Below are 20,062 nucleotides of genomic sequence, written 5' to 3' on the forward strand. Positions count from 1 at the left end.
CCGGTGAACAACGCCACCCTGCTGGCCCTCGGCGCCACCGTCCTGTGCGGCACCCTCGCCGTCGCGGGCGCGCACACCTACGCCTCGGGCCGCGCGCAGCGCCAGGCCCTGGTCGACCGTCTCGCCGGCGGCCAGGGCGGCCCGCTCCGCACGGCGAGCGGCCGCGTACGACGCTTCACGACCGTCGACCGCCGACTGCGCCGCACCCGCCTCGGCCGGGCGATCCACCTTCGCCTGACCACGACGGGACTCGACCTGACCGCGGGCGAGTTCGCCACGTACGTGGCGATGGTCGTGGTCGCCCTGTGGCTGATCGCCGCCGCGACGCTCGCCCCGTTCTTCGGCCCGATCGCCGGCGCCGTCGGCATCTGGGCCGCCGCGATCTTCCTCAACTGGCAGCGCCAGAAACGTATCGAGGCGTTCATCAACCAGCTCCCCGACGTGGCCCGCCTCCTGGCCAACGCCACGGCGGCCGGTCTCGCCCTGCGCACGGCGCTGGCGATGGCGGCGGAGGAGCTGGAGGCCCCGGCGGGGGAGGAGCTGGCGCGGGTCGCGGACCAGCTGGCCCTCGGCCGTTCCGTGGACGACGCGCTCGGCGAGCTCGCCGAACGCCTCCCGTCGCGCGAACTGGTCGTCCTCGTCACCACCCTCGTCCTGTCGAACAAGGCGGGCGGCACGGTCGTCAGTTCGCTCCGCAATCTCACCCAGACCCTGGAGGACCGCAAGGAGACACGACGCGAGGTCCGCACGATGCTCTCGGAGGTCAACGCGACGGCGTTCACGGTCCCGTTCCTCGGCCTGGGCTCCCTCCTCCTGATCAACTCCTCGAACGAGGGCGCGCTGGCCCGCGTGACCGGCTCGCCCCTCGGCCAGATCCTGGTCCTGGTGTCGATCGGCCTCTACACCGTCGGTTTCTTCGTCATCCGCCGCCTCGGCAAGATCGAAGTCTGAGAAGGGAGCCGCGACCCGACATGACGACATCGACGCTCCCGCTCCTCCTCGCCCTGCTGATGGCGGTCGCCGTGGCGGGTGTCCTGCTGGGCATCCGGATGATCCGCGCCGAGGCGAAACTCCCGAGCGACCTGGCCCTCGCCCTTGAGGTGGGCGCGACCCGCGTCTCCAAGGCGGGCTCGGCGGTCGACCGGCTCGGTATGCGCTTCGCCCCGCTCGTCCTGCGCCTCATGGGCCCTCGCCGGGTCGAGGCGAAGCGCCGCCGTATCGACATGGCGGGCAACCCAGGCGGCCTCACCCTCAACCGCTACGCCGCCCGCCGGGCCGTGTACGGCTTCTTCGGCGCCTTCATGGGCCTGGTCTTCCTCACCAGTGACCGCCCCCTCTTCGCCGCCGGCACGTTCGTGTTCGGGTTCTTCGCCGCGGACGCCGCGATCTGGCAGGCGGTCCGGGAACGCAAGGACGTCATCGACCGCACGCTCCCGGACTTCCTGGACGTGCTCGCCGTGGTCGTCTCGGCGGGCCTCGGCTTCCGCCAGGCACTGGACCGGGTGGCGGAGAAGTACGAGGGCCCGTGGGCCGACGAGCTCCGCATCACCCTCCGCCAGATGGACATGGGCGTCAGCCGCCGCCAGGCGTTCGACGAGCTCCGCAGGCGCAACTCGTCCGAGCAGGTGGCGCAGTTCGTCTCGGCGTTGCAGCAGGGCGAGGAACTGGGCAGCCCCATCGCCGAGACGCTGATCCAACTGGCGGCCGACATGCGCCGCACGGACGCCCAGAACGCGCGGCGCAGGGCCGCGAGGACGATCCCCAAGGCCACGCTGGTGACCCTGATCTTCATGCTCCCGGCGACGATGATCCTCATCGCGACGGGCATGTTCCTCGGTTCGGGCACCAACTTCGGCGAGATCCTGGGCCGCTGATGAGAACCCGCGGACGGAACCTGCCCCCATCGGCCCGCCGGCTCGTCTCGGTGGCGGCCCGCCGATGCCGCCCGTCGGCCGACCGCACCACGGCCCGGTCCGGCGCCCCCACCACCGGCTACCTCCAGGACGACGCGGCACCCCCCGCGACCCTCCGCCTCCAGCTGAACGCCCTCCAGGCCCTGTCCCGCCAGACGATCGCCGTCCGCCTCACGATGCTGGCCATCGGCACGCCCTTCGCCATGGCCAACACCTCCGGCGGCGCCCCCACCCAAGCCGTACTCGTCGTCGCCGCCCTCGGCATCACCATCTCGTACGCCATGCTCCGGGACTGGGACCGCTTCGCCCCCCGCCTCCTCGCGCACCCCTCCCTGATGGCGCTGGACCTCCTCCTCGGCGCGGTCCTCCTCCTCACCGCCTCCCCGGTCTCGCCCCTCGCCTACGCCACGGTCTGCACCCCGCTCCTCTCCGGCCTCCTCTACGGCTGGCGCGGCGCCGGTCTCTTCACCGGCCTCCAGCTGGCCGTCCTGCTGACCGTCCACCGTGCCTGGGAGCACAGCCCGGGAGCGGGCGCGGGCACCCTCCTCATCGCCGGTTTCTGCGTCGCGGCCGGCATCATCGGCGTGACCCTCCGCAACCTCATGTTCCGCTTCGGTACGGCCACGCAGGCCCTCGCGGAGGCGACGTCCCGTCTCGCCGTGGCGGAGGCCGTCGAGTCGGAACGCGCCCGCCTGGCCCGCGAACTGCACGACTCCGTGGCCAAGACCCTGCACGGCCTGGCCCTCGCCGCGGACGCGCTGTCGACCTCCGCGGACCGCCCGGCCCCCGACCCGGCCGTACTGCGCCGTCAGGCGACCCTCGTGGCCGCGGCGGCCCGCCGAGCCGCAGTTGAGTCCCGCGACCTCCTCACGGACCTGCGCCGCCACACGGACCTGACAAGAACGCCCCCTCCGCCGGACCTGAAGACCCAACTGACGGCGAGAACCCGCACCTTCACCACCCGCACCACCCTCCCCACGCACCTGACCCACACCGGCCCGAAGCCCCCGCCCCTCCCACCCGAGACGACCCACCACCTCCTGGCCATCGCCACCGAAGCACTGGAGAACACCCACCGCCACGCGCGCGCGACGAGAGCGGACGTCACCCTGACGGTCACCGCGACCGCACTGCGCCTCACGATCAAGGACGACGGAGTGGGCCTCCCGCCCGCACACGTACTGGCCGAGGCATCCGATTCCGGCCACTTCGGTCTCGTGGGCATGAGGGAGCGAGCCGAACAGCTGGGAGCGCACCTCCACATCGCCCCCGGCACACCGGGCACGGAAGTAACGCTGACCCTCCCGCTCCGCGAGCTGCCCACCGACACCCCCCGCCCCTCTCGAACCCTCCACCAGGAGTCCGCCCATGCATGACCGGGACCAGGAACTCCCCACCGAGCCCCGCCCGCGCGTGCTGCGCGTACTGGTCGCCGACGACAACCCGGTCGTCCGCGCCGGCCTCGCCGCGCTCCTGGGCGCCCACCCGGACATCGAGGTGGTGGCCCAGGCGACGAACGGGCAGGAGGCGGTACGGGACGCACGACGGCACCGCCCCGACGTCGTCCTCCTCGACGTCCGCATGCCCGGCACGGACGGCCTCACGGCACTCCCCGAACTGGTCGCGCTGGCACCGGTGATGATGCTGACGTACAGCACGGAACCGGAGGTGGTGGCGGAAGCCGTACGCCGGGGCGCGTCCGGCTACCTGGTCCACGGCGACTTCACGGCGGCGGAACTGATGCGGGCGGTACGGCAGTTACGGGAGGGCCGCCCGACGATCTCCGCGTCCGTCTCCACGGCGGTCGCGGATGTCTCAACTTCCCTCGGCGTTTCCTACAAACCTTCACACGAAAGTCATGACCGACCTTCGCACCTGCAACCATATGTGCCACAGTCGTCGGAGGCTCGCTCCACCCATGCGGAGCGACGAGGCGCACCCCCGCACCACCGCGCCTCCGGCCCGCCCGATCAACCGTCATTCGGCCTGAGCGCAAGGGAGGTGGAGGTGATGGACCTCATCGCGTCCGGCATGAACAACCGCCAGATCGCCGCCGCCTGCTTCATCAGCGAGAAGACGGTCAAGAACCACATCAACCGCATCTTCGCGAAACTGCACACCACGACGCGCAGCGAAGCGATCGCCCACTGGCTCGGCACGGCCCGCGGGGGGTGGACCCGATGACCCCACCCACCCGCCCAAGTTGGGCCCCTGGGCCCACCCCCCGTACGGGCCCTTTCACGTACGGTGATCCGATAGACGTCCCCGTCGCGCGGGAGGGCAACCGCCATGAGCTTCAAGCACCGCTTCACCACCTGGAAATCCACGGTCACGTCCCGCATGCGAGGCAGGAACCGCGACGCGGGCGCGGGCTTCGTGGAGTACGCCGGCATCATGATCATCGTCGCGGGCATCTTCGTGATGATCGACGGGTTGGGGTTGGACGGGTTGATCTCGGGGGCGATCCTGTCAGCCGTGACCAACGTCATCGGAGGCTGAGGGGCTCTCGGGTCCGGTTCGACGATCGAGGGTCCACCCTCCCCCTCTACATATGGCTGACGGCGATTCTGCTCTTCGCGGCGTTGGCCTTCTTCGTGTTCGCGCAAGCAGCGTCCGCTCGCAGTGGAGCCCAATCAGCGGCGGACGCTGCGGCGTTGGCTGCAGCACAGCAGGCGCGTGAAGACCTTTTGCTGGATTTCTCAGACGCCATCGAAGCCGGCGACGACGCCTGGCTGGACTGGCTGGACATCCTTGACGGCCTGCCCGCCGATGGCGCCACGGCTGCCGCCCAAGAACTGGCCGCCGCCAACGAGTCAACGGTGCTGGGTGGCGCCCAGCCCACTGAGGCGGGCGGCTTCCCCGGTTTCCGGGTCGAGGTCCAGACGGACTACACGGTCGGCGACTCGATCATCCCCGGTACCGAGAGCCTGCCTGCCACGGCTCAGGCGACCGCGGTCGTCCAACCCCGGTGCGATGTCGACCTGGACGCGGACCCGGCCAAGCCGGTGACACTGGACTGCGACGGTCAGCCCGTGGATATCGACCCCGACAATTTCGATCCGGACGACCTTCCCGACGCGTCCGTGATGTTCTCTGTGCGTCTGGCTGAGTGAGAGGAAGCTGTGTCCATGAAGTTCCGGTACACCACAAGGGGCCGCGCGGCTCTGACCGCGGTGACGATCGCCACCGGGCTGGTCCTCACGGTGGCCGGCTGCGGTGGGGGAGGGGACGACGACAACCCGCCGAAGAAGGACTCTTCGGCGAAGCCCTCCCAGGACAACAAGGATGAGGCCAAGGAGGAATCCGAAGCCCCTGCCACGCGGTCCGTCCTGGCCGAGGTCAAGGCCGGTGGCCTGACCCTCAAGGTCACGTCGGCCGCTCGCGACGGCGGTGGCTTCGTCACGGTCGAGGGAACCGTGACCAACGGCACCGGCAAGCCGTGGGTCGGCGCGGAGTGGCGAGGCGACGAAAGCGAACTGGTCAAGAACGGCGGTTCCATCGCGGGCGCCAATCTCGTCGACCCGAACGGGAAGAAGAAGTACCTCGTTCTGCGCGACACCGAAGGGCGGTGCCTGTGCACGAGGTTCACCGGCGGAGTTCAGACCGGCGCGACCACGGACTGGTTCGCCCAATTCCCCGCTCCCCCCGAAGGCACCACCTCCGTAGACTTCCAAGTCGGCTCCATGCCCCCCGCCACCATCGAGCTCTCCGAGGGCGAGTGACCATGGCCGCTCTCACCCCACGGGTCACCGCCGCCCTCGCGGTCGTGGTCGCGCTCGCCCTCGCCACCCCGGCGGCCCACGCCGACGACGACCCCAGCGAACCCCCGGGCACGGTCACCACCTCCCCTCCCCCGGAGGTGGACGCGAACAGTCCGGGGCTGAAGCTGGCCGCGGGGGCGACGCTCGCGCCCGCCAAGGTGCTGGACATCAAGTCGGTCGTGGAGGACCTCGGCGGCGAGGAGCGCCGCGAGGACACCAACGAGAACGTGACGTTCGCGCTCCAGGCGGAGGTCCTCTTCCCGAAGGACAGCGCGAAGCTGAACCCGCAGGCCCGCTCCCGCATCGAGGCGATCGCGGCGGAGATCAAGGCGCAGAGCGCCACCAAGGTCCGCGTGTTCGGCTTCACCGACGACCTCGGCTCGTACGCCCACGGCCTGACCCTCTCCAAGAAGCGGGCCGAGGCGGTCCACGACGTCCTGGCCGGTGACCTCGACGGTGACGTCACCTTCGAGGTGCGCGGCTACAGCGAGGACTACCCCATCGCCGACAACTCCTCGGAGGAGGGCCGCAAGAAGAACCGCCGAGTGGAGGTCTCCTTCCCGAGGACCGCGTCGGGGACCGGCGACGAACAGGGCTGACCAGCGACCGGCCGCGGCCAAGACGGACGGTCGTTCAGACACCCACGACGCGGATCCTGTCGCCGCACAGCTTGTTCATGCCGTCCGCGTCCGACGTGACGACGACGCGGGGCCCGGCGTAGCCCAGAGCCGTTGCGGCTGGGACGTGTGCCAGCGGAGGCGGTCCATGCGCACTCTGGCGTGCCATGCCTCGATCAACGTGAGGTTGCTCAGGGCCACCAGGGTGTCCTTGGCCTGGGCCGTAAGGATCAGCCCGGTGACCTGTGGATCGTTGGCCATGAACGTGCTCAGCCGACCCACCCCGCGATGCCATATCCGTGCGACCGGCCCTTCTCCGCGCCATGCTCGTCCCAGGTCGACACCGAGAAGCGCGGGAGCTCACACATGCGAAAGATCGTCCTGATGATGTCCCTGTCCCTCGACGGCTACATGGAGGGCCCGAATCGCGAGCTGGACTGGCATCTCGTCGACGAGGAGCTGCACACCCACTTCAACGACGTCCTCAGGGACATGGGTGTCTTCCTGGACGGCCGGGTCTCCTACGAGCTGATGGCCGACTACTGGCCCACAGCCGACCGGGACCCCGACGCGCCCGCTCCCGTCGCGGACTTCGCCCGCATCTGGCGTGAGAAGCCGAAGCTCGTGTTCTCGCGCACGCTGCACCACGCGGACTGGCACACCACGATCGTGCGGGACGTCGTCGTGGAGGACATCATGGCGCTGAAGGCGCAGGAAGGCGGCGACCTCGCCCTCGGCGGCGCCACCCTCGCCGCCGAGTTCATGCGGCACGACCTGATCGACGAGTACTGGCTCTACGTCCACCCGGTCATCCTCGGCCGGGGTAGGCCGCTGTTCTCCCAGGCCGAGGACCGGCCGAAGGCCGACCTGCGCCTGATCGAGACCCGCACCTTCGGCAACGGCGTCGTCCTGCTCCGCCATGGAAGGAACTAACCGGCACCCCCGCCGGACCGGGCCCCGCCGTCGGACGGCGCCCCACGGCCCTGCGGCTCCTCGTCCCCGTACGGTCGGTCCTGCGCGTACGCCCGCAGGGACCCCACCACCGTGTTCGTGACGGCGACCAGCGGCACCGCGACCACCGCACCCCCGATCCCCGCGATCATCCCGCCCGCGGCGACCGACAGGACGACGGCGAGCGGGTGGACGCGCACGGCGCGTCCGAGGATGAACGGCTGGAGGATGTGCCCCTCGATCTGCTGGACCGCGAGGACCACGACGAGCGTCATGACGGCGGTGAAGACGCCCTGCGTCACCAGCGCCACCACCACGGCGAGGGCGCCCGAGACGACCGCGCCGACCAGGGGGATGAAGGCGAACAGGAAGATGAACACGGCGAGCGGGACGGCCATCGGCACATTGAGGAAGTAGATGCCGAGGCCGATGAAGATGGCGTCGATCAGGGCCACTATCACCGTGCCGCGCACATACGCGGTCAACGTCCGCCAGGCGCGGGGCCCGGCCGCGGATACTCCGGGGCGGGCCGCCGCCGGGACCAGCTTCAGGGACCACTGCCAGATCCGCTTGCCGTCGTAGAGCAGGAACAGCGTGGAGAAGATCGTCAGGAGGATGCCGGTGAGCGCCTCGACGATGACCGTCACGCCCTCCAGACCCGCTGTGGTGATCGTGTCCGTGTTGTCGCTGACGGCTTCGCGGAGGTTCTGGGCGATGTCGTTGATCTGGTTCTCGGTGACATGGAACGGGCTGTCGAGCAGCCAGCGCCGCAACTCGTCGATGCCGTCCTGGACCTGGTCGGAGAGGTCGTCGATGTTCTCCATGACCTGCCAGGTGACGAACCAGCCGATGAGCCCCATGATGACGAAGCCGAGGGCGGCGGTCAGGGCCGTGGCGAGGCCGCGCGGTACGCGGTGCCGGGTCAGCCGGGCCACCGTCGGCTGGAGCAGCGCCGTGATGAGCAGCGCGCTGGTGAACGACAGCACCAGGAGCTGGACGGAGCTGATGATCCGCATCAGCACCCAGACGGTGCCCGCGAGGACGAGCAGCCGCCAGCCGGCCTCCGCGGCGACCCGCATGCCCCAGGGCACCGCGGACGCCGGGTCGGGGCGCGGGCGGAGGACGGCGGTGGGCGCGTCGGCCGGACCGCCGCCGGGAGAGCCCTGAGATTCCACAGCCAGCCTCTTGGGGGCATCGCCTCCGGACGGGCGCGAGGAAACCTCCTCGGGTCCCGAAGGCCCGGAGGACTCCGAGGACTCGGACTCCATCTCCGCGCGGCGGCGCTCCAACCGCTCGCTCCAACCGCTCAGGCCGGAGCCGATGCGGCCGAGCCACCCTGGTACCCGCGACTTCATGCGTCCTCTTCCCCCGTCGCCCCTGCTGTCCACCATGTGCCCCGGAGGTCGCGATTCATCCCGGGGGCTTCGACCGTACATGGCGGAAGCCCCCCACCGAAGAACGGTGGGGGGCTTCCGGGCGTCGAGCGGCCGACGATGCCCCGCCGGCGAGGATCGCGGCAGGTCATCGTCGAGGCGGCGGGCCTAGTACCAGTGGTTGGCCTGCCAGAAGGACCACGCCTCGCAGGGGCTGCCGTAGCGCGATTCCATGTAGTTGAGGCCCCACTTGATCTGGGTGGCCGGGTTGGTCTGCCAGTCGGAGCCGGCGGACGACATCTTGGAACCGGGGAGCGCCTGGAAGAGACCGTAGGCACCCGAGGACGGGTTGACGGCCTTGTAGTTCCAGGTGGACTCGTGGTTCACGATGTTGCTGAAGCAGGTCCACTGGTCGCTCGCCACGACCGCCTTCGCCATCGCCTGGACCTCCGCGACGGTGTAGGAGCTCTGCGTCGGGGCGTCGTCGAGCGAGCTGGCCGCCTGGGCCTTCGTCTCGGCTTCTGCCTTCGCCTTGCGCTCCTGCTCGGCCTTCTCCGCCTGCTTCTGCTTCGCGATCGCGTCCTCGGCCGCCTTCTTACGGGCGGTCTCCTCGGCGTCCTTGCGGGCAGTCGCGTCGGCGGCGATGGCCTGGGCGTCGGCCTGTGCAGTCAGGGATGCGGTCTGCACCTGCGCCTGCTCACCGACAGGTATGTCGGCGAGCAACGTGGTGTCGTTCGCGACCGCCTCGGCGTCGTCCGTGGTCTGGGCGGTGCTGCCCGAGGCAACTCCGACGACACTTCCGACTGCGGTGACCGCGGTGGCCGAAGCCACTGCGAATCCCCGGACCGAAATCCGGCTCACACGGTTTCCTTCCAGCATCGCCCGCCTCGGTGACCCTGGCGGACGCAATCGTGCCCCTGGCGCTGGCCTCCCAACTGCGGGGTCACGGAGGCGCGGGCCCGGTGGGCAACTCCCCTGCGGGGAGCGCCGCGTGGTGCTCGGGCGGCATACGACGACGCTATGGAGTTGACCGTGGTGTTGCTGTGGTTCCGTACCGCTGGGGGTACGGCTGTGTCGTATGCGGGGCCTGACAGGAGTGAGACTCTGCCGTAACCCGGCGTCGCAAGGCAATTCGTAGTTGCGTGTGAAAGCTCACACCTCGTTTGGCCCCAGGGATTCTCGGAAACGCCCACACGCCGAGGCGCCGCCCGGCTAGGCTCATCGCCTTTGCCGGACGGCGCCAAGAGGTCCGTCAGTGACCGGACTTGACCAAAACTGGTCAGATCGTCCGGAACCGGCAGAACCGTTAAATCTGCCCGTCCTCCAGCATTTCGGTCACCAGGGCCGCGATCTGGGAGCGTTCGGACCGCGTCAGCGTGACGTGTGCGAAGAGCGGATGACCCTTCAGCTTCTCCACCACGGCGACGACACCGTCGTAGCGACCGACGCGCAGATTGTCGCGCTGGGCCACGTCATGGGTCAGAACCACCCGCGAATTCGCCCCGATCCGGGACAGAACGGTCAGCAGGACGTTCCGCTCCAGCGACTGGGCCTCGTCCACGATGACGAACGCGTCGTGGAGCGAACGGCCGCGGATGTGCGTGAGCGGAAGGACCTCCAGCATCCCGCGCGCGGTGACCTCCTCGATGACCTCGCGGGAGGTGACCGCGGAGAGCGTGTCGAAGACCGCCTGCGCCCAGGGGCTCATCTTCTCGGCCTCGCTGCCGGGCAGATAGCCGAGCTCCTGCCCGCCCACCGCGTACAGCGGTCGGAAGACCATCACCTTCTGGTGCTGGCGCCGTTCGAGCACGGCCTCCAGGCCCGCGCAGAGCGCGAGCGCGGACTTGCCGGTGCCGGCCCGGCCGCCCATCGAAACGATCCCGACGTCCGGGTCGAGCAGCAGGTCCAGCGCGATGCGCTGCTCGGCGCTGCGGCCGTGGATGCCGAAGGCCTCACGGTCGCCGCGGACGAGCCGGATGTTGCCGTCCGCGGTCACCCGGCCGAGGGCCTTGCCCCGCTCGGACTGGATCGTCAGACCCGTGTGGACGGGGAGGCCGCTGACCTCGGGGACGTAGACCGTCCCCTCCTCGAAGAGGATGTCCACCTGGTCGCCCGGCAGGGTCACCTCGGACATCCCGGTCCAGCCGGAGGCGTCCGTGATGGCGAGTTCCGCGCGGTACTCCTCGGCGAGGAGGCCCACGGAGGACGCCTTGATCCTCAGGGGCAGGTCCTTCGACACGACAGTCACGTCGTAGCCCTCGGCCTGCAGATTGCGGGCGACCGCCAGGATGCGGGAGTCGTTGTCCCCCAGGCGGTAGCCGGTCGGCAGGACGCTGGGGTCCGAGTGGTTGAGCTCGACGCGTACGGTCCCGCCGAGGTCCCCGATCGGGATGGGGGCGTCGAGGCGGCCGTGCCGTACCCGGAACTCGTCGAGCAGGCGCAGGGCCTGCCGGGCGAAGTAGCCGAGTTCGGGATGGTGCCTCTTCGCCTCCAGCTCCGTCACCACGACGATCGGGAGCACGACCTCGTGCTCGTCGAAGCGGCTCAAAGCGTTCGGGTCGGCCAGCAGGACGCTGGTGTCGAGGACGTAGGTGCGCCGGTCTGGCTTGTGGCGCTTTGTGCTGGTCACCACGGAAGGACGTACCCCCTCGGATGAGGTCGGGGAGCGACGGGTCTGAGCTGGGCCGGTCGTCGGCGCCGTTGCACGGGCCGGTGACCGGCCCTCCGCTGCTTCGTCCGTGCTGTGACCGCACGATCGGGCTGGTGCAAAGGGCCTCCCGGGCGGACGGCCCCGAGCCGCCCGCTGAGATCCGACACCCGTGGTTCGGGTGTCGACCTGACTGGCTTATGCCCTCGAACATGCGCCGCCATGCCACGCCATACGGGGGCGCCCCGGTGAACTCCTCGTTACGTCTGCCGCGAAAGGGGTGGTGGACACCTCATCGGTAACGCGGGGGAAATGCGGAGGTTCAGCCCCCGTAGCGCCGGTGTCGTACGGCGTAGTCGCGCAGCGCGCGCAGGAAGTCGACCTTCCGGAAGGCCGGCCAGAAGACGTCGCAGAAGTAGTACTCGGAGTGCGCGGTCTGCCAGAGCATGAATCCGGACAACCGCTGCTCGCCACTCGTACGGATCACCAGATCCGGGTCGGGCTGGTCCCCGGTGTACAGATGGCGGCCGATCATGTCGACGTCGACGCTCTCGGCGAGCTCCTCCATCGAGGTGCCCTTGTCCTGGGCGTCGAGGAGCATGGACCGTACGGCGTCGGCGATCTCCTGGCGGCCGCCGTACCCGATGGCGACGTTGACCAGTATCCCGTCGACGTGCGCGGTGGCCTCCTCGGACTCCTTGAGGGCGGTCTGGAGCTGCCCGGGGAGCTGGTCGAGGGTGCCCACGTGGTGCACCCGCCAGCGGCCGTCGGCGGCGAGGGAGCGCACGACGTCCTCGATGATGCCGAAGAGCGGGACCAGCTCCTCCTGGGGGCGGCCGAAGTTGTCGGTGGAGAACAGCCAGAGGGTGACGACCTTCACGTCCGTCTCGGTGCACCAGCCGAGGAACTCCTCGATCTTGTCGGCCCCGGCCCGGTGTCCCTGCGCGGTGGTGGAACCCGCGGCCTTCGCCCAGCGCCGGTTGCCGTCCATGATGACGCCGATGTGCTTGGGCACCTGGGCGTGGTCGAGGTGCCCCTCGACCCTGCGTGCGTAGACCTTGACCAGCAGGCCGCGCAGTGTGTCGCGCAGGTTCACGTGAAAGCCCCTCCGGTGTCGCGGCAGTCCCCTTGGTTGCCAGAGCCTACCGGTGGTGGAGGCCAACTCCGCCAAGGGGTGTTCGGGGTTGGAGGCCCTCGGGGGCCCGTCGCCCGGGCCGTGGAGAGGTGTCCGCGGACGGGCAGAAAAACGGGCCGGTCCGTGGGGGGGAGACGGACCGGCCCGAGGGGGGGTTTCCACCATAACCCTTCGTGAGTGATGCTGCGTGCATCGGCGTGCCACAACTACTCTGCGGAGTCGGGCGACAGCGCGAGGGTGAGCGCGGAAGCGGTCATTCAGGGTGTGATCGAGGGGCGATCATGGCTGGATCGCGACCGATTCCAAGGGGAAGAGAAGGAATCCTGATGGATTCATGAGGTTCGCGCATGCTTGTGCGACTCTCGGGGAGAGAAGGTGGAGCGCGCTCGTGTGGGTGAAGCGACCCTGGAACGCCCGCTTGACGGACGGCTGTCGTCCCGGTCGGCGCGGCCGGTGGTTCACGGCACCGCGCAGCCCCCTCCACTGCGCGGTGCCGTCCCGCGCAGCTTTGCTCACGCGAATTACCTTGGTCTGAACCTACGCGAGAGTAGCCGTCCACGCCAAGTCGCGGGCGATAACGATGTGGACACCAGGGCGGGGACGGGGAGAGGGCGAGGTGTCGCCGCCGGGGAGCGACGGACGCCCCCTCACCCGGACGGCTCACGCGCAGGCGCCCCGAAGTGCCGTCGGCCCTGGCCGGAGTTGGCGAAAGGGAAGGCCATGGGCGTGGTGTCGCGGGCGCAGGACCGGCTAGGCGGGCGTGGGCTTGCGCGCCTCGAAGAGGTGGCGGGCGCTGTGGGCGACGAAACACCCCTCGGCCCGGATCCGCTCGTGGAGGGAGCGCAGCTGGGGCAGATACGCGTCGACGGTGAAGCCGGGCACCATCCAGATGACCTTCTTCAGGAAGTGCACGACGGCGGCGATGTCGTAGAACTCCATCCGGAGCCGCTCGGCCCGCAGATCCACGATCTCCAGCCCCGCCGCCTCGGCGTCGACGCGCTCGCGTTCCGGGTCCCGGCCGGCGCGGACCTCGTCCGGCAGGGGGCCGGTGAAGTGCTCGACGAGCTCGAAGACGCTGGCGGGCCCCACGTGCTGGGCGAAGTAGGTGCCGCCGGGCCTGAGCACGCGGGCGATCTCCGCCCAGTGCGCCTGAACCGGGTGCCGGCTGGTGACCAGGTCGAAGGCCCCGTCCGCGAAGGGCAACGGCGCGTCCTCCGGGCTGGCGACGACCACCGCCCCGCGCGGATGCAGCAGGGCGGTGGCCTTGGCGACGTTCGGCGGCCACCCTTCCGTGGCGACGGTCAGCCGGGGCAGCCGCGGGGCGGAGTCCAGCACCTCACCGCCCCCGGTCTGGATGTCCAGCGCGGCCGACGCCCGCCCCAGCCGCTCCGCCATCCCCCGCGCGTACCCCCACGAGGGCCGGGCCTCGGTGGCCCGCCCCTCGAACCACGAGAAGTCCCACCCCTCGGTGGGCACGGCATCGCCTTCGGCGACGAGCGCTTCGAACGTGGAGGAGGGGAGACCAGTCATGGGCAGGGATTCTGCCGAGGGGCTGCTCGGGACGCGAGCGCTTTTCAGCAGGCCCGCGCCCCGGTGCGTCGGCTGGCCTGCGCGGCCAGCCACGACATACCCGCGGCCGCCGACGCACCCCCACCCCCCACCCACGGGGCGGCCGGCGGCCTAATCGCAGAGAATCGACTCCGCCTCCAGCGTGACCCCCACCGCCTGGATCACCGACGCGATCTTGAACGCCTCCTGCACGGTCTCCCGGTCGACCCCGGCCTTCCGCAGGACCTGCTCGTGCGAGTCGAGGCACAGCCCACACCCGTTGATCGCGGACACCGCGAACGACCACAGCTCGAAGTCGACCTTGTCGACCCCGGGGTTGCCGAGCACGTTCATCCGCAGCCCGGCCCGCAGATTGCCGTACTCGTGGTCCGAGAGCAGATGCCGCGTCCGGTAGAAGACGTTGTTCATCGCCATCACCGCCGCCGCGGACTTCGCCGCCGTGTAGGCCTCGGGCGACAGGTTCGCCCTGGCCTCCGGCGCGAGCTCCCGCAGCACCACGGCCGACCGGGAGGCGATCGCCGTGGCGAGCACCGTGCCCCACAGCTGCTGCGCGGGCAGCTCGGAGTTGCCGATGACGGACCCAAGGTTGAGGCGGAGGTCCTTGGCGTAGTCCGGTATCGCGGACTTCAGAGCGTCGAGGGACATGGCAGCCTCACTCCCCGGCCAGCAGCTTGACGGGGTCCAGTGTCTCGTCGCCCTTGCTCCAGTTGCACGGGCAGAGCTCGTCGGTCTGCAGGGCGTCCAGGACCCGCAGGACCTCCTTGGGGTTACGGCCCACCGACCCCGCGGTCACCATGGCGAACTGGATCTCGTTGTTCTGGTCCACGATGAACACCGCGCGCTTGGCGAAGCCCTCCTCGTCCTCGATGCCGAGGTCCCGCATCAGCTCGTGCCGGGAGTCGGCCATCATCGGGAACGGCAGGTCGCGCAGGTCGTCGTGGTCCTTGCGCCAGGCGTGGTGGACGAACTCGGAGTCGCCGGAGAAGCCGAGGACCTGGGCGTCACGGTCGGCGAACTCGTCGTTCAGCTTGCCGAACGCGGCGATCTCGGTGGGACACACGAAGGTGAAGTCCTTGGGCCACGCGAACACGATCTTCCACTGACCCTCGTAGGTCTTGTGGTTGATCCGCTCGAACTCCTTGCCCTTCTCCAGCGAGACGCAGGCCATCAGATCGAACTCGGGGAACTTGTCACCGACAGTGAGCACAGGCTCTCCTTGCAACGCGAAAACACCCCTTGGACCAGGGGTTTCCGACGGGTTGGACGATCACGATGGTGGCACAGGGTGCATTGATCAATGAAATAGCTACACTCGGTCGGGTTGATCGGATGTAGTTATCAGTGACTTTCAGTGAAAGGTGGGGTCATAGGTGAGGCCTCCCGTGAACGGTGCCGTCCGTCGCCTGCCCAGCCTCTCCCAGTTGCGGGCCTTCGCGGCCGTCGCCGAGCATCTGCACTTCCGGGACGCCGCGACCGCGATAGGGATGAGCCAGCCCGCCCTGTCCGGTGCCGTCTCCGCGCTGGAGGAGACGTTGGGCGTGACCCTGGTCGAGCGGACCACCCGCAAGGTGCTGCTCTCGCCCGCCGGTGAGCGACTGGCCGTACGGGCGCGGGCGGTGCTGGCGGAGGTGGCGGCGCTGATGGAGGAGGCCGAGGCGGTGCGGGCGCCCTTCACCGGGGCGCTGCGCCTGGGCGTGATCCCCACGGTGGCGCCGTATCTGCTGCCGACGGTCCTCAACCTCGTCCACGAGCGCTACCCGGACCTCGACCTCCAGGTCCACGAGGAGCAGACCGCGAACCTGCTCGACGGCCTCACCACCGGCCGTCTCGACCTGCTGCTCCTCGCCGTGCCGCTCGGTGTCCCCGGAGTCACGGAACTGCCCCTGTTCGACGAGGACTTCGTCCTCGTCACCCCGCTCGGCCATGAACTGGGCGGCCAGGACGGCATCCCCCGCGAGGCGCTCCGCGCGCTCAACCTGCTCCTGCTGGACGAGGGCCACTGCCTGCGCGACCAGGCCCTGGACATCTGCCGGGAGGCCGGCCGCGACGACGTCCCCGTCACCACGACCGCAGCCGGTCTCTCCACCCTCGTCCAACTCGTCGCCGGCGGACTCGGGGTGACCCTGCTGCCCCGCACGGCCGTGACGGTGGAGACCGGCCGGAACCCCCAGCTGCTGACGGGACGCTTCGCGCACCCGGCCCCGAGCCGCCGTGTCGCCCTCGCCATGCGGACGGGGGCGGCGCGGGAGGCCGAGTACGAGGAACTGGCCGCAGCGCTCAGGGAAGCGCTGCGGCCGTTGCCGGTCCGGGTGCTGTAGCCGCGTCCCGCGAACGGGCCTGGCCGCTCCGGCTACTCCGTGCGGAGCCCCTCCGGCCGCATCATCCTCAGCAGCGGCGGCATGCTCAGGGCCGTGACCAGGACGACGACACCCGCGCCGATAGCGGTCATCGACAGCACGCTCGCCCAGTCGACACCCACGGAGACGTTCGTCATCTTCAGCAGGACGGCGCCCAGGGTCAGGCCGACCGTCAGGGCGAGGGCCAGGCCGAGGGTGATCGGGATCGCCGTCTGCCACAGCACGGACAGCCCGAGGGTGCGCCGGCGCGTGCCGAAGGCGACCAGCGCGGACAGCAGCTTCCTGCGTTCCCGGAGCTGCTCCAGCTGGGAGACGAGGAGGCTCGCGCCGATCAGGACGAGTACGGCGGTCGCGCCGACCAGCAGTCCGGTGCGGATGTCGGTGAACTGGTCCGCCTGCGTGGTCGACTCCCACTCCCAGGTCCGGATGAGCGGATCGATCGCCACGGCCGCGTTGCGCACCTCGTCGAGCGCGTCCGGGACAGCCGGGTCCGTCCGCACGTACACGGTGCTGGTGAAGTCCGCCTCGGTCTTCGCGGGCAGGGCGGCCGGGGTCACCATCAGCCCTGACGCCCCGATCCGCAGGGAGTCGGTGCGCACGGTCACCTTCTTCATCCCGGACGGCAGCTTCCAGGCGACCTCGGAGCCCGGTTCGTCCCCGCTGAAGGACGGGTCGAAGTACACGGTGCGGCCCGCGGTGGCGAGGTTCGTCGAGGCCGGGTCGGCCGGGTGGGGCGCCACGAAGACGTCGCCGTCGCGGCACGAGGGGATCCTCGCGAGCTCGCGCAGCGCGGCGCAGTCGCCGACGGTCACCCCCAGCCACTGCTCGGGGTCCTTGGCCGTGGCGGACACCTCCGTCGTGGACAGTGCCGCGGTTGCCGCCGCGCCCTTGGCCCCCCTCAGTTTCTCCCCGATGGCGATCAACGAACCGTCCTTCGGGAGGGACAGCTCCAGCTGGGCGCGTGTGGTGTCCTTTCCGGTCGACGCCGTGAACCGGCCCTCGACCCCGGCGAACAGCATCTGCAGGGCGATCGCGCCGGCCACCGCCACCGCGATCCCGTTGACCATCCGGGCAGCCGAGCCGCTGCTCAACTGGAGCCGGCGGACGGCGAGCTGCCAGGAGACCGAGCCGGAGCCGAGCCGGGCGACGAACGCCTCGACGACCCAGGGCAGCAGCGCCGTGATACCGAACAGCAGCAGGACGACACCGCCGGTCACCTGGTACTCGTTGAACTCGCCGTTCTCCGAGCCCTGGCCGAGCATCGGGTAGAGCAGGGCGAGACCGCCGAGCGGCGGCAGCAGCCGCCACCAGAGCCTCCGGCGGACCGGTCTGGCCGTGCGGACCACACCCAGGGGTTCGATGACGACGCCGCGGAGCGCGAACAGCGTGACGAGGACGGCGGCGGCCGGCACGGCGAGCGCGACCAGCAGCGCCAGACCGGGGGAGGGGTTGAGGTCGCTGGGGAACACGCTGACGCCGAACACCTCGACCGAACCGGCGACCTCCCTGCCGAGCAGGAAGAACCCGGTCCCGAAGAGCAGCCCCAGCACGGACCCGGCGAGGGCCTCGCCCGCCGCGATCCGACGGGTCATCCGGCTGTCGGAGCCGACCAGCCGGAGCGCCGCGAGCCTGCGGTCGCGCCGCTCGCCGCCGAACCGTACGGCCGTGGCGATGAAGACGCCGACCGGCATCAGCAGCACCACGAAGACGACCACGGTGAGCAGCAGCAGGATCGGGTCGACCTCCCGCTCGGGCTGATCCGACGAACCGAACCGGTCGATGCGGGCCACCACCGACCCGTCGAGCCGCTTGGCGAGCCCCTCGCCGCCGGCGTAGTAGGTGAGGTCGCCCGAGCCGATGAGCCCGGCCTGGCCGACGGTCCCCACCGTCTTGTACGCCAACCGCTCGCGCAGCAGTTTCCCGGCGTCGGACGCCAGCAGCTCGGACAGGGCGGGGGAGACGACCATCTCGCCCGGAGCGGGGAACTTCGCGACCCCCGGCGGCAGCGGCGCGTCGGCGCCCTCGGGTTCGAGGAGCCGGCCGCGGATCTCCTGGTACCGGTACTCGGTGTCCGTGTCGGCGATGAGCAGAGTGCTGTCGGTCGGCTTGGACTCGGCGTTGTTCTCGAGGTAGCCGATCCCCCGGTCCTGCCGGGCCTCCTCGCGGGCGTCCCGCGCGGACAGCACGTTCGGCACGGCCGCGGTGAGCAGGAGCAGCGCCACGCCGAGACCCACGCCGAACGCGGTGAGCACGGCGCGCACCCAGCCCTCACGGCCCCCGGTGAAGGTGAACCGCACACCCATCGCGAGGTCCCGGTACCACTGGCCGACGACAGCGCTCATATGACGCGCTCCATGTCCCGCGACTTGCCGTCCCGTACGACGATCTCGCGGTCGGAGTACGCGGCCACCCGCGCCTCGTGCGTGACCAGGACGACCGCCGCGTTGGTGGACCGGGCGGCCTCCGTGAGCAACTCCATCACCCGTTCGCCGTTGAGCGAGTCCAGCGCGCCGGTGGGTTCGTCCGCGAACAGCACCCGCGGGCCGGTGACCAGGGCCCGGGCCACGGCGACCCGCTGACCCTGGCCGCCGGAGACCTCGCCGGGGCGCTTGCGGGCGAGGTCGTCGACCTCCAGGCGGGCCATCCAGGACAGCGCCGTCCGCTCGGCCTCCTTGCGGGAGGTGCCGTTCAGCCGCAGCGGCAGCGCCACGTTCTCCACACAGGTCAGCTCGGGCACCAACTGGCCGAACTGGAAGACGAACCCGAACTCGCTGCGGCGGAGCGCGCTGCGCTGGGCGTCGTTCATGGTGGCCATCTCGCGGCCGTTGTAGGTGATCGACCCGGAGTCGGGCGGCACGATCCCGGCGAGACAGTGCAGCAGGGTCGACTTGCCGGAGCCGGAGGGCCCCATCACCGCGACGACCTCGCCGGGGTGGATGGTGAACCCGGCGCCGTCCAGCGCGGTGGTCGGACCGTACGCCTTGCGCAGATCGGTCGCGACGAGCAGGGAGCCGGCGGGCGGCGGGGTCATCGGGTCACCACCTCGGCCAGCTTGCCCAGTCGGGCGGCGGTCAGCTCCAGCCATCGCAGGTCGGCCTCCAGATGGAACAGGGCGTGGTCGCAGATCAGTTGATCGGCGAGGTCGCCCTTGCGTTTGCGGTCGGTGAGGATGCGCATCATGCGCAGGTGCTCGGAGCGCTGGGTGTCGAGGATGTCCGCCGCGTCCCGGTGGGTGAGCAGGGCGAGCACGACCTTCGTGTAGAGGGTCGACTGCAGGTACGGCTCCGGCTTCTCCGGCGTGGCGAGCCACCGCTGGACATCGGTGATGCCCGCCTCGGTGATCGCGTACCGCTTGCGCTCGGGACCGCCGCCGGGCTCGATGCCGTCGACCTCGACCAGGCCGTTCTTCAGCAGCCGCGACATCGTCGAGTAGACCTGGCCGTAGTGCAGGGGCCGGTCATGACCGAACTTCTCGTCGAAGGCCCGCTTCAGGTCGTAACCGTGTCGGGGCCCGGACTCCAGGAGTCCCAGGAGTGTGTGACCGATGGACATGACACGACTGTACACATCGCGTATACACACCACGTATACCTGCCGTGTATAGGTCGTGCCGGACGGTGGATCCGCCGCAGGTCACACGGGAATGTCACGGTTCTGTCACCGCTGCGGCCCGCAACCTGTGGGCCTGCTGGGGCAACCATTGCGCCTGCTGGAACGTCCGTTCCGGTGGGACGAGGTA

The 20,062-nt window shown here is 70.2% G+C and carries 21 protein-coding genes; 10 read left to right on the forward strand and 11 right to left on the reverse strand.

Going from position 1 to position 20,062, the window contains the following annotated elements; all coding sequences use genetic code 11:
* Nucleotides 1–3: 3 nt before the first annotated feature.
* The 8 genes from ACZ4Z3_RS10085 to ACZ4Z3_RS10120 all read left to right on the forward strand — a co-directional run bounded on the left by ACZ4Z3_RS10085 (nt 4) and on the right by ACZ4Z3_RS10120 (nt 6,273).
* Complete coding sequence (locus ACZ4Z3_RS10085) at nt 4–951, forward strand: type II secretion system F family protein (protein WP_468500528.1); 948 nt, start codon at nt 4–6, stop codon at nt 949–951.
* Between the two features lie 20 nt (nt 952–971).
* Nucleotides 972–1,874 carry a DUF5936 domain-containing protein gene (locus tag ACZ4Z3_RS10090; protein WP_468500529.1) on the forward strand — a complete coding sequence of 301 codons (903 nt, stop codon included), beginning with the start codon at nt 972–974 and terminating at the stop codon, nt 1,872–1,874.
* Complete coding sequence (locus ACZ4Z3_RS10095) at nt 1,874–3,289, forward strand: sensor histidine kinase (protein WP_468500530.1); 1,416 nt, start codon at nt 1,874–1,876, stop codon at nt 3,287–3,289. The genes ACZ4Z3_RS10090 and ACZ4Z3_RS10095 overlap by 1 nt, the downstream gene beginning before the upstream one ends.
* Complete coding sequence (locus ACZ4Z3_RS10100) at nt 3,282–4,097, forward strand: response regulator (RefSeq protein ID WP_468500531.1); 816 nt, start codon at nt 3,282–3,284, stop codon at nt 4,095–4,097. The genes ACZ4Z3_RS10095 and ACZ4Z3_RS10100 overlap by 8 nt, the downstream gene beginning before the upstream one ends.
* Before the next feature lie 105 nt (nt 4,098–4,202).
* On the forward strand, nt 4,203–4,412 hold the full coding sequence (locus ACZ4Z3_RS10105; RefSeq protein ID WP_468500532.1) for a hypothetical protein: 210 nt from the start codon (nt 4,203–4,205) through the stop codon (nt 4,410–4,412).
* Nucleotides 4,409–5,026, forward strand: a complete 618-nt coding sequence (locus ACZ4Z3_RS10110) for a pilus assembly protein TadG-related protein (protein WP_468500835.1) — start codon at nt 4,409–4,411, stop codon at nt 5,024–5,026. Before ACZ4Z3_RS10105 ends, ACZ4Z3_RS10110 begins: the two co-directional genes overlap by 4 nt.
* 15 nt (nt 5,027–5,041) lie before the next feature.
* A complete protein-coding gene (locus ACZ4Z3_RS10115) occupies nt 5,042–5,635 on the forward strand; it encodes a hypothetical protein (RefSeq protein WP_468500533.1) in 594 nt (197 codons plus the stop codon).
* Nucleotides 5,636–5,637: 2 nt separating this feature from the next.
* Nucleotides 5,638–6,273, forward strand: a complete 636-nt coding sequence (locus ACZ4Z3_RS10120; RefSeq protein WP_468500534.1) for an OmpA family protein — start codon at nt 5,638–5,640, stop codon at nt 6,271–6,273.
* A 75-nt stretch (nt 6,274–6,348) separates the two neighbouring features.
* Here ACZ4Z3_RS10120 and ACZ4Z3_RS10125 read toward each other — a convergent pair whose 3' ends face one another.
* The gene (locus tag ACZ4Z3_RS10125) at nt 6,349–6,552 is read right to left on the reverse strand and encodes a hypothetical protein (protein WP_468500535.1); all 204 of its coding nucleotides are present in this window, start codon (nt 6,550–6,552) and stop codon (nt 6,349–6,351) included.
* Between the two features lie 105 nt (nt 6,553–6,657).
* Here ACZ4Z3_RS10125 and ACZ4Z3_RS10130 point away from each other — a divergent pair, with 105 nt between their 5' ends.
* Nucleotides 6,658–7,224 (forward strand): dihydrofolate reductase family protein, encoded by a 567-nt coding sequence (locus ACZ4Z3_RS10130; protein WP_468500536.1) that lies wholly within the window; start codon nt 6,658–6,660, stop codon nt 7,222–7,224.
* Here ACZ4Z3_RS10130 and ACZ4Z3_RS10135 read toward each other — a convergent pair.
* The 7 genes from ACZ4Z3_RS10135 to ACZ4Z3_RS10165 form a co-directional block, all read right to left on the reverse strand.
* On the reverse strand, nt 7,221–8,597 hold the full coding sequence (locus ACZ4Z3_RS10135) for an AI-2E family transporter (RefSeq protein ID WP_468500537.1): 1,377 nt from the start codon (nt 8,595–8,597) through the stop codon (nt 7,221–7,223). The genes ACZ4Z3_RS10130 and ACZ4Z3_RS10135 overlap by 4 nt on opposite strands.
* A gap of 186 nt (nt 8,598–8,783) precedes the next feature.
* Nucleotides 8,784–9,494, reverse strand: a complete 711-nt coding sequence (locus ACZ4Z3_RS10140) for a cell envelope integrity TolA family protein (protein WP_468500538.1) — start codon at nt 9,492–9,494, stop codon at nt 8,784–8,786.
* Between the two features lie 427 nt (nt 9,495–9,921).
* The gene (locus ACZ4Z3_RS10145; RefSeq protein ID WP_055543334.1) at nt 9,922–11,247 is read right to left on the reverse strand and encodes a PhoH family protein; all 1,326 of its coding nucleotides are present in this window, start codon (nt 11,245–11,247) and stop codon (nt 9,922–9,924) included.
* 337 nt (nt 11,248–11,584) lie between these two features.
* On the reverse strand, nt 11,585–12,358 hold the full coding sequence (locus ACZ4Z3_RS10150) for an isoprenyl transferase (protein WP_099967277.1): 774 nt from the start codon (nt 12,356–12,358) through the stop codon (nt 11,585–11,587).
* Nucleotides 12,359–13,147: 789 nt separating this feature from the next.
* Complete coding sequence (locus ACZ4Z3_RS10155) at nt 13,148–13,927, reverse strand: class I SAM-dependent methyltransferase (protein ID WP_468500539.1); 780 nt, start codon at nt 13,925–13,927, stop codon at nt 13,148–13,150.
* Nucleotides 13,928–14,077: 150 nt separating this feature from the next.
* Nucleotides 14,078–14,611, reverse strand: a complete 534-nt coding sequence (locus ACZ4Z3_RS10160; protein ID WP_468500540.1) for an alkyl hydroperoxide reductase — start codon at nt 14,609–14,611, stop codon at nt 14,078–14,080.
* 7 nt (nt 14,612–14,618) lie between these two features.
* Complete coding sequence (locus ACZ4Z3_RS10165; protein WP_055542837.1) at nt 14,619–15,173, reverse strand: peroxiredoxin; 555 nt, start codon at nt 15,171–15,173, stop codon at nt 14,619–14,621.
* Nucleotides 15,174–15,348: 175 nt separating this feature from the next.
* Here ACZ4Z3_RS10165 and ACZ4Z3_RS10170 point away from each other — a divergent pair, with 175 nt between their 5' ends.
* Complete coding sequence (locus ACZ4Z3_RS10170) at nt 15,349–16,284, forward strand: LysR substrate-binding domain-containing protein (RefSeq protein WP_468500541.1); 936 nt, start codon at nt 15,349–15,351, stop codon at nt 16,282–16,284.
* Between the two features lie 32 nt (nt 16,285–16,316).
* Here ACZ4Z3_RS10170 and ACZ4Z3_RS10175 read toward each other — a convergent pair whose 3' ends face one another.
* The 3 genes from ACZ4Z3_RS10175 to ACZ4Z3_RS10185 are packed head-to-tail and all read right to left on the reverse strand — an operon-like array spanning nt 16,317 to nt 19,875.
* Nucleotides 16,317–18,665, reverse strand: coding sequence for an ABC transporter permease (locus ACZ4Z3_RS10175; RefSeq protein WP_468500542.1), 2,349 nt, complete (start codon nt 18,663–18,665; stop codon nt 16,317–16,319).
* Complete coding sequence (locus ACZ4Z3_RS10180) at nt 18,662–19,354, reverse strand: ABC transporter ATP-binding protein (protein WP_468500543.1); 693 nt, start codon at nt 19,352–19,354, stop codon at nt 18,662–18,664. The genes ACZ4Z3_RS10175 and ACZ4Z3_RS10180 overlap by 4 nt, the downstream gene beginning before the upstream one ends.
* The gene (locus ACZ4Z3_RS10185) at nt 19,351–19,875 is read right to left on the reverse strand and encodes a PadR family transcriptional regulator (RefSeq protein WP_055521151.1); all 525 of its coding nucleotides are present in this window, start codon (nt 19,873–19,875) and stop codon (nt 19,351–19,353) included. Before ACZ4Z3_RS10185 ends, ACZ4Z3_RS10180 begins: the two co-directional genes overlap by 4 nt.
* Nucleotides 19,876–20,062 lie beyond the last annotated feature (187 nt).

Source organism: Streptomyces sp. NPDC030296, assembly GCF_055572815.1.